General features: G+C 63.7%; 9 protein-coding genes and 1 tRNA gene. 3 read left to right on the top strand and 7 right to left on the bottom strand.

All coding sequences use genetic code 11. The annotated features are described in order from the left end of the window. On the top strand, positions 1 to 413 hold a 413-nt coding region (locus MOV74_RS23545), incomplete at its 5' end, for an invasion associated locus B family protein (RefSeq protein ID WP_246927743.1). A 471-nt stretch (positions 414 to 884) separates the two neighbouring features. Continuing rightward, complete coding sequence (locus MOV74_RS23540; protein ID WP_404979162.1) at positions 885 to 1,076, top strand: hypothetical protein; 192 nt, start codon at positions 885 to 887, stop codon at positions 1,074 to 1,076. Between the two features lie 15 nt (positions 1,077 to 1,091). On the opposite strand, the gene MOV74_RS23535 is transcribed toward MOV74_RS23540, so the two are convergent. From MOV74_RS23535 to MOV74_RS23505, 7 genes are all read right to left on the bottom strand, one after another. Beyond that, positions 1,092 to 1,454 (bottom strand): DUF1428 domain-containing protein, encoded by a 363-nt coding sequence (locus MOV74_RS23535; RefSeq protein WP_246927741.1) that lies wholly within the window; start codon positions 1,452 to 1,454, stop codon positions 1,092 to 1,094. Between the two features lie 172 nt (positions 1,455 to 1,626). Further along, positions 1,627 to 1,700 (bottom strand) — tRNA-Gln (locus tag MOV74_RS23530). 158 nt (positions 1,701 to 1,858) lie between these two features. After that, on the bottom strand, positions 1,859 to 2,929 hold the full coding sequence (locus MOV74_RS23525; RefSeq protein WP_246927739.1) for an acyltransferase: 1,071 nt from the start codon (positions 2,927 to 2,929) through the stop codon (positions 1,859 to 1,861). A 220-nt stretch (positions 2,930 to 3,149) separates the two neighbouring features. Further along, positions 3,150 to 4,052, bottom strand: a complete 903-nt coding sequence (gene rnz / locus MOV74_RS23520) for a ribonuclease Z (protein WP_246927737.1) — start codon at positions 4,050 to 4,052, stop codon at positions 3,150 to 3,152. Positions 4,053 to 4,082: 30 nt separating this feature from the next. Further along, on the bottom strand, positions 4,083 to 5,066 hold the full coding sequence (locus MOV74_RS23515) for an antibiotic biosynthesis monooxygenase (RefSeq protein WP_246927729.1): 984 nt from the start codon (positions 5,064 to 5,066) through the stop codon (positions 4,083 to 4,085). A gap of 15 nt (positions 5,067 to 5,081) precedes the next feature. Then, entirely contained in the window at positions 5,082 to 6,479 is a 1,398-nt protein-coding gene (guaD, locus tag MOV74_RS23510; RefSeq protein ID WP_246927726.1) for a guanine deaminase, read from the bottom strand. Positions 6,480 to 6,494: 15 nt separating this feature from the next. Further along, positions 6,495 to 7,712, bottom strand: a complete 1,218-nt coding sequence (locus tag MOV74_RS23505; RefSeq protein WP_246927714.1) for a multidrug effflux MFS transporter — start codon at positions 7,710 to 7,712, stop codon at positions 6,495 to 6,497. A 503-nt stretch (positions 7,713 to 8,215) separates the two neighbouring features. Between MOV74_RS23505 and MOV74_RS23500 the strand changes: the two genes are divergently transcribed. Next, positions 8,216 to 8,701, top strand: a 486-nt coding sequence (locus MOV74_RS23500; RefSeq protein WP_246927711.1) for an amidase family protein, incomplete at its 3' end; no start/stop codon positions are given.

Below are 8,701 nucleotides of genomic sequence, written 5' to 3'. Positions count from 1 at the left end.
CGCAGCAGCCTGGCTGGATCGTGCGCTGCACCAGCGCGAGCCGCGAGGCGCCGCTCGAATGCGCGATGGAGCAGAACGCGGTGCTGACCAAGACCGGCCAGACCATCGTCCTCGTCAACATCCGCATCGCGCCCGACACCCGCACGCCGGTTGCATTGCTGCAATTGCCGCTCGGCCTCAATCTTCCGGTCGGCGCCAAGCTTCAGGTCGACGAAGGCAAGACGGTCGATCTCCAGATCCAGACCTGCGAGAACCGCGGTTGTTACGCGTCGACCCCGATCGCGGCCGACCTGCTGGGCGCTTTACGGTCGGGCAAGCAGCTCAAGGTCTCCTTCCAGAACATGGCCAAGGAGACCATCGCAATCCCGATGCCGCTCGGCGACTTCGCCGCCGCTTACGACAAGATCAAGTAGCAAGCTTCCCTCTACTGCCGCGCCGGCTCTCTCACCTCGTCATTGCGAGCGCAGCGAAGCAATCCAGGCTGCCTCTGCGAAAGGCGAACTGGGGCACCAGTTCGTCCACGCCTGCGACCTCACTCCGACGCTGCTGGAGCTGATCGGCATCGAGGCGCCCACTTATATCGCGGGCTGCCGGCAAATGCCGCTGGAAGGCGAAAGCTTTGCGCGCTCGATCACGGATGTGTCGGCACCGTCAAAGCGCTCGCCGCAATATTTCGAGATGTTCGGCCATCGCGGTCTCTGGCAGGCGGGGTGGAAGGCGGTCGCCTTCCACCCGTCGGGCACGCCGTTCGAGAACGACAAATGGGAGCTGTTTCATCTGGACGCGGATTTCTCCGAGACCAACGACCTTGCGGCAGCGGAGCCGGAACGCCTGGGACGGATGGGGCGACCACCACGCGCGCCACCCCTCTCCTGCTGCCGGCCATGGGCAAGGGACGCAAGGCGGCAAAGACCAGCGCCATCGCCTTCGGTTTCCAGGTCGTGCTGGGCACGCTGGTGAACGCGATCCTCAACGATCCCGGCCCGCTGTCGCTTTCGTCGAAAGACATGGAGACGCGGCTCGCCGGTTGCCTGTTGCTGCTGCTCCAGGGCGAATGCGGCCGCGCTCCTCGATAGGCCTTCTGGTCGCCGTCAACCGATGACGTCGCTGGCCCGGAGCAGCGTCGTGAAGCCGCCATAGATCATGCGTTTTCCGTCGAACGGCATACCCTCCATCTTCAGCCGCGGGTCTGCCATCACCTTCTTGTTGACGGCATCGCGGGTCTCCCGGTCGCGGTAGACGATCCAGGCGAACACCACGACCTCGTCCTCCTTCGCCATCACCGCGCGTGGAAACGAGGTGAGCTCCCCATAGGGAACGTCGTCGGCGATGCATTCGACGTAGTCGAGCGCACCGTGCTCCATCCAGAGCGCGCAGGCGGTCGTCGCCAGCGACTTGTAGGCGTCGACCTTGTCCTTCGGCACGGCCAGAACGAAACCATCGACATAGGGCATCACGGATCTCCCAGGGTTGTATGACCCAAGGACGATGGAGCGCGCGGCGTTCCGACCGGCACATGCGTTTTTCAGATGAGGCAAACCGCCGCGACCGGCGGCGCGGCCAACGGACTTCATCGCCGCCGAGCGGCACACCGAGAGAATTGCGACCGTGGAAAAGCGCCGGAACTGGCTGGGGAACCTGGATTCGAACCAAGACAAACAGAGTCAGAGTCTGTTGTGCTACCGTTACACCATTCCCCACCGAAGCGCTTGAAATCACTAAGCTTTCTTCGGAAGTTCTGCAAGGCTGGCTGAAAGGTTTGCAAATCAGCGGCTCGCAGGCCGCTCATATAGCCGCGCTGATCTTCGCGGTCCAGTCCTTCTGTGAACATCGACAGCTTGTTCTTGCTGCGTTCGCATCAAGCCTTCCCGACAGCGTCGCGCCGGTCCAATTGCAGTAAGAAATCCGGCGGCCCCTTGCGGTTGTAGAAAAGCGAGCGGCGCGCCCGATCAATCCATCGCTGGACCGTGAATTCAAATGCGAGCGCGACGACCGTGGATGCGAGCAGGATGCCCAAAGTCTGAAACAGTATTCGCCAATGGCTCACAATGTGCGGATTTGTCAGCGTGATCGGATCAAACAGCTGCAAATTGATCGCGATCTGTATGAAGAGAAAATGCGAGAGATAGACGCCGTAGGAGGCGTCGCCCAATGTGGTCGACAGCGGTCCGTTGACCCTCGCGAAGAGCGTCGGAATCACGATGCTGGTTGCGACAACCAGCGGCACGCCCTGAACGATGCCCCCGTGATAGTCGACGTCGGCATACACGTCGCCCAGGAGATAAAGGCTGTAGAGGCCGGCGAGCCAGTAGCCCGCACGCGTCGACCATGTCAGGCGATCCCGTAACGAGAAAAGCACAACCCCAGTGCCGAAATACCCGATCTGGCTGTAAAACGGGAAGTAGGCCCATTTCCATTCGCAGAAGTGAAGAATGACCAGCTTGATCGCGAAGGCAGCGACCACCAACCCGGCGAGCCATTTTCTGTTGAGTAGAAGCAAGGTTGGCAGTAGCGCGTAGAAGACGATCTCCGCGCTGATCGACCATGCCTGAGGAACCAAGAGATATGTGGTGCTGTGCATGGCCGAATAGAGATCGAGACCCACCAGCGACAGGTTGATCACATAGGGCCGCTCATCCGTCCGGAGCGAATCGAAGATGCCGCTCTCGTTCGCCGGGTTCCACAAATGGAGTGCGAACGTAGCGATCAGGATAGTCAGGTAGAACGGGTAGAGCCTCGCAAAGCGGCTGGCCATGAACGCAGCAGGCCGCCCCGGATAGTGCAGCTCATAGGCGGCGGCCATGTAGAAGCCACTGATGATGTAGAAGACCTCTACCGCGGCCAGGCCCCCGATTGTCTGGTGGATGACGCCAAACTGGCAATGAAATCCAACGACGATCGCCGCCAGCAGAAAACGAACTGTCCCCATCAGCCCCACACCCGTTGGCCTGCGAACCTAGCCCTGCAATCGACACTGAACAAGCGGGCGCCGCGCTCGGAGCGGCCACGGTATTGAAACGGGGCGGGAATTCGGCACGGCCGGCGCTTGCGGATCGAAGTCTGCGCGCTTGGGCGTTGCGGTTGCGAGCAGCGCCAACTGGCCGGTCTTCACCTGCGGCATCAGCAGCGGCACATTGTCGAAGGCGCGACTAGATCACCACGTGATCGAAGTCGGCGGCGATCCCAGTGTTCGGAAAGATCCTCGCCGCCTCGGCCAGGATCTCATCGTCCTCGTATCGTCCCGACATATGAGTCAGCACGAGTTGGCGGACGTTGCTCGCCGCAGCAAAGGCGGCCGCTTCCGCCGCGGTGAGATGGCCGTAATCCCGCGCTGTCGCGGCGTCGCGATCAAGGAAGGTCGCCTCGATCACCAGCATATCTGCGTCAGCAACGTAGCTGGACAGTCCGTCGGTGGTTTCGGTGTCACCGATCACGACGAGCTTCTTGCCGCCGCTCGGCGGGCTCAGAACGTCCTCCGGATCAACCGTTCGATCGGCGATCACGACCGGCCGTCCTGCAGCCAGTTCGCCGCGCATGGGACCATCCGGGACGCCAAGCGCCGCAAGGCGATCGGGCCGAAGGTGGCGACGTGCAGGACTTTGAAACACGAAGCCAAAGCTATCGGTGCCGCGGTGGCGGACCGGAAAGCAGGCGATGGTGAAGTCGCCGGTGTCGATGACCTGTCCCTCGGTCAGGGCAGCGAACTCGACCGCGATCGGCGCCCTGCCCGCACCCCAAAGGCCTGCGAGCATCCGGATGACGATGTCGAGCGTGCCCTGCCCGCCATGAATCGTCATCATTTCGGCGCTCTGCCGCAAGCCCAGGGTTGAAAACAATCCGGGGATGCCGAGCACGTGATCGAGATGAGCGTGCGTCAGCAGCACGCGGTCGAGCCGCCGGAAGCCGGCGCCGCTGCGCAGCATTTGGCGCTGCGTGCCCTCACCGCAATCGACCAGGATGCGCTTGCCCGCGGCTTCCACCAGGAGCGCCGGGTGGTTGCGCTCCACTGAGGGAACGCTGGCCGAGGTTCCGAGAAATGTCAGGGCGAACATGGTCGTTACGTGTCCGGCGGTGGACGGGTCTCACCGCCCCCAATGCCACGCGAGCAGCAGCGCGTACAGGCCCATCGACGCCGCATAGAGCGCGGCAAGGAGTGCGTAGCCCGCGATCCGGCGACTGATCGCCGCCTTCGGCGTGACCCACCAGTCGAGCGCCCTAAAGGCGGCGGGCACCAGCCACCAGCCGAGCAGCTGGGTGCTGACGAGATTGCCGACGAAGAGCGATAGCCAGACCGGCACGCCGTTTCTGTCGATCAGCGGCGCACTGATGAAAGTGCCCCAGAGATAGACCACGGGATAGAGCACCAGCAGCACGATGAGGTTGCTCTTCCAGATCAGGCTTGGGCTCTGCTCCGGAGCCTGGGCCTTGCCGGCCGGGAACCAGAAATTGAAGCCGTAGCTCGCCCGCTTCACGTTCATGCCGGCGTTGAAGCGCTCGCCTTCCCTCAGCAGCGTCTGCCGCAACGGCGAGTCGAGCCATGCGTTGAGGTTGGCATCGCTGTCGAACGTCAGAATGACGATCCACTCGTCGTGAAGGCCCGGAATCGGCCGCTCGATCTTGTGGCGCAAGAACCCCTTGAACTCGGCCTCCGCGGCCTGGATGCGCTGCTGCCATTTGAGAAACGCGTCCTCGAGCCCATCCGGCACATTGAAGGAGATGACGGCGGAGACCGCATTGTCACGCTGGACGCCGCTGTCGGGCAGGATATGGACGTCCTCCGAACCGACGAAGAAGCGCTGCACCTCGCCGATCAGCCGCGTCCGCTCCTCGCTTTGAAGCCAGGCGCGCGCTGCAGCCGGGCTTGCGAAACGCAAGACAGTCACCCAATCAACATGGGCCGGCGGCCGCGGCGGCACGACCTCCTGCCCCAGGAATCCGGGCCAGGCCTTGAGTGCCTCGCCGACCTCGCCATTCCAGCGCGCGAACGCGGCAAAGCCGTCATCGGCGATGCGGCGCTGGATGACGAGGGCGACCGGCTGTCCGGCCGTATCCGGAGATGCGCTCATCGGCTTCCGTCCGCTTCAGTTCTTCTTGTAGAGGCGCTTGCCCATCACCCAGGTCTCGTCGACGCAGCGATCGTCGCCGACCATCATGACGGCGAACAGCATGCTCGCGGCCTCGTCGACCGTGCGCGGGCCGGCGCCATCGGCGATCAGCGACTGATGCCACGCTTGCGCGACTTGCCCGCCATTCGGATCGAGCGCAACGAAATCAGCCTCCTTGCCGGGCTCGAAATTGCCGAGCTTGTCGTCGATATAGAGGCCTTCGGCGCCGCCGAGCGTGATCGACCAGAAGCCGCGGTAAGGCGAGAGCTTGTTGCGCTCGGCCTCGGCGAGGTCCTTGCGCGTGGGATCAATGCTGCCGTCGAGCAGCGTGTTGTTGCACATGCCGACCTTGTAGGCGTCGTCGAGCACGGAGATCATCGAGAAGCGGTTGCCGCCGCCGACATCGGTGCCGAACGACATCTTGACGCGATGCTCCGGATCGGTGGCGCGGCCGAGGCGGAACAGGCCGCTGCCGAGGAACAGGTTCGAGCAGGGACAGAACACCACCGCCGCGCCCTTCTTCGACATGCGGCGAAACTCGTTGTTCGAGAGATAGACGCCGTGACCGCCGGAGAATTTCGGACCGACCAGGTCGAACTTCTCGTAGACGCCGAGATAGTCCTGGCAGTCCGGATGCTCGACCAGCACGCCGCTGCATTCGGCCGGGTTCTCGGAGATGTGGGTGTTGACCCAGCAGTCCGGATGCTCGTGCTTGAGGCGCTGACACGCTTTCAGCAGCTCCGGCGAGGCGCCGAAGGCGAAGCGCGGCGTGATGGCGTAGAGGTTGCGGCCCTTGTTGTGGTACTGCGCAATCAGCCGCTTGCTGTCGCGATAGAAATTCTCGGGCGTATCGATGAAATCGGCCGGCGCGTTGCGATCGATGCCGGTGAGGCCCGCGATCACGCGCATGTTGCGGCGGGCTGCTTCCTCGAACAACTCCTCGGTTGAAACAGGCGAGGAGCTCGTGAAGGCCTGGCAGGTGGTGGTGCCGGACGCCAGCAGCGCGTCGAGGAAACGCTTGACGCCCTCGCGCGCGTAGTTGCGGTCCCGGTATTTGAGCTCTTCCGGATAGACCCACTTCTGGAGCCACGGCAGGAGCTGCTCGCCATAGGCACCCAGCACGCGCGTCTGCGGCAGATGGATGTGACCGTCGATGAAGCCGGGGACGATGATGCGGTCCTTGATGTCAGTGATCTCGACGCCTGGATGCGCAGCGGCGATCTTGTCATAAGGACCGAACGCCTTGATGACGCCGTCCGTGACGACCATGAGGCCGTCTTGGTGAAAGCGCGCGGCGGCCTGCTCGTTGCCGACGTGCTTCCAGGGATCATCGACGAAATCGAAGAACGTGCCGCGAATACCGACGGTGGTCATGAATTGGTTCCTTCCTCAGGTCTGTGTGGCGTGACGCACTGACGGCAGCGAGATCGCGAGCAGCGTGCCCGCAACAACGCAGAGGCCGAGATAGAGCCATCCGATCGGCGCCTGCGTCGTTTCGGGCAATACCGCCGTGATCGCCATGGCGCCGCTCACCGCGAGATAGCAGAGCGCGCTGATGAGACCGCCGATCAGGCCGTGGTCGCGCTCGAACAGGCCGAGGGCCATGCCATACATCATCGGACACAGCACGCCGCAGCCGCCGAGCACCAGCGCGCCGCCGATCGTGATCGACGCAAAGCCGAGGCCGAAGATCATGCCTGTTGCGGTCAGGACCACTGATCCGGCAAGAAGCAACGCGAAGGCGCCGAAGCCCAGCATGCGCGCCGGCATGAAGCGCGCAAAATGCGCGCAGCCGAGCTCGCCGGCGAGATTGACGCCGCCAAGACCGAGCGCGACGAGGCCGTAGATGGCCGCGGAATAGCCGAGGCCCGTCTGGTAGAAGAACGGCGCGACGACGCCGAATGCCAGCTGCGCGCTCGCTGCTGCGGCGAACACCAGGACGAAAGCCAGGAAGCCCGGACGCAGCAGCGCATCGCGCAGGATGCCGGCCGTGCGACGCGGATCGAACGGTGCCCGCCGATCAGCGGGCAACGTCTCGGGCAGAAGGAATGCGACGATGGCGGCAACGATCGCCGCGGCAACGGCGATGATGACGAAGACGCCGCGCCATGACATCAGTTCGACGATGAAGCCGCCGGCCGCAGGCGCAAGCACAGGCGCGAGCCCCCACGCGGCTCCAAGCAGGCCGGAGATCGCCGTGAGCTCGCGTCCGCGAAAACAGTCGGCCGCAACCGCATAGGCGACGACGAGGCAGGTGCAGCCGCCGATTCCTTGCAGGAAGCGCAAGCCAAGCAGCAGCGAGGCGCTGGTGGCGAGCGCGCAGGCGATGCTCATTGCGATCAGCACCGACAGGCCCGCGAGCAAAACCTTGCGACGGCCGAGCGTGTCGGAGGCGATGCCGACCGGCACCAGCGCCAGGCTCATGCCGAGCATATAGGCGGTGACGGTGTTCTGCATCGAGGCCGCGTCAGTGGCGAGTTCCACCACCATCTGCGGCAGGCCGGGCGTGTAGGCATCGAGCGGAATCTGGCTGAACGGCACGACGCACAACAGGATCGGCACGATCCCACCCCTGGCGCGACTGGCGTCCGAAGCGAGTGCAGTCATGGATTACGCCCCTCGGTTCCCGCGGGCCTTCGTGCGCGCAATAAGAGGCGACGATGCGGGTTGCGGACATTGTCGCGCGGAGCCTGCCAGAACTGTGTGTAAGAATTCTTAGGAGCGCCCGTATCGAGACGGCCTCTGACGGCTGATACCGTGGCCCGGGACCGTCCAAACAAAAAATGCGAAAACAACCCCATGCAAAGTACAAATCATTGAAGAATCTCGCGCCGCACGGCGCGTGGCCCGCCAGCGCGGACGTTTGACGCGTCGGGCAAAACAGGCGCAGAACTACATGATAGCTACTTGTCCGCCGTCGCGCCGATTCGTTAACGGGTCGGAAGGCATAACTGCTTTGAAGCCCGGCCTGCGCATCGGTGCCACCGGCAAGCAGATCTGATGCCCATTGCGCCGCCTCCTCATCCCGCTTTCAAAAATGCATGTTCGGCGCCCGGATCGCTTTGCATCCGGAAGTCTCGACACGGCGATGGGATCCAATGGAGTGTGTGATGACCGCTGATGGCGCTGAGTGGGATTACGGCTCGGTCAGCACACTTCTGGCCGCCTTGCGCGCGCGGAAGATGTCTGCGTCGGAGCTGCTCGAACATACGATCGCGCGCATCGAGGCGCTGGACGGGCGGATCAACGCGATCATCGTTCGCGATTTCGATCGGGCGAGAGACGCCGCGCGCGCCGCCGATGCCGCGCTTTCGCGCGGCGAGCGGCGGCCATTGCTCGGCATTCCCGTGACCCTGAAGGAGCCGTTCAACGTCGCGGGCCTGCCGACGACCTGGGGCTTTCCGCATTTCAGGGATTTCCAGCCGGCGGAAGATGCCCTCGTGGTCTCGCGGTTGAAGGCGGCGGGCGCCGTCATCATCGGCAAGACCAATATCCCGATCGGGCTCAGGGATTTCCAGAGCTATAACGAAATCCACGGGACGACGAACAATCCGTGGGACCTCGGCCGGTCGCCCGGCGGCTCCTCGGGCGGATCG

Origin of the sequence: Bradyrhizobium sp. SHOUNA76 (assembly GCF_023006445.1) — a bacterium.
GTDB lineage: Bacteria > Pseudomonadota > Alphaproteobacteria > Rhizobiales > Xanthobacteraceae > Bradyrhizobium.
This window is presented reverse-complemented; position numbering and strand designations above follow the sequence as displayed.

What these genes read in the sequence shown, in the direction of transcription:
- MOV74_RS23505 (WP_246927714.1), bottom strand. Translation starts at nt 7,712, where the DNA reads ATGACTGCACTCGCTTCGGACGCCAGTCGCGCCAGGGGTGGGATCGTG.
- MOV74_RS23525 (WP_246927739.1), bottom strand. Translation starts at nt 2,929, where the DNA reads ATGGGGACAGTTCGTTTTCTGCTGGCGGCGATCGTCGTTGGATTTCAT.
- MOV74_RS23535 (WP_246927741.1), bottom strand. Translation starts at nt 1,454, where the DNA reads ATGCCCTATGTCGATGGTTTCGTTCTGGCCGTGCCGAAGGACAAGGTC.
- guaD (WP_246927726.1), bottom strand. Translation starts at nt 6,479, where the DNA reads ATGACCACCGTCGGTATTCGCGGCACGTTCTTCGATTTCGTCGATGAT.
- MOV74_RS23540 (WP_404979162.1), top strand. Translation starts at nt 885, where the DNA reads ATGGGCAAGGGACGCAAGGCGGCAAAGACCAGCGCCATCGCCTTCGGT.
- rnz (WP_246927737.1), bottom strand. Translation starts at nt 4,052, where the DNA reads ATGTTCGCCCTGACATTTCTCGGAACCTCGGCCAGCGTTCCCTCAGTG.
- MOV74_RS23515 (WP_246927729.1), bottom strand. Translation starts at nt 5,066, where the DNA reads ATGAGCGCATCTCCGGATACGGCCGGACAGCCGGTCGCCCTCGTCATC.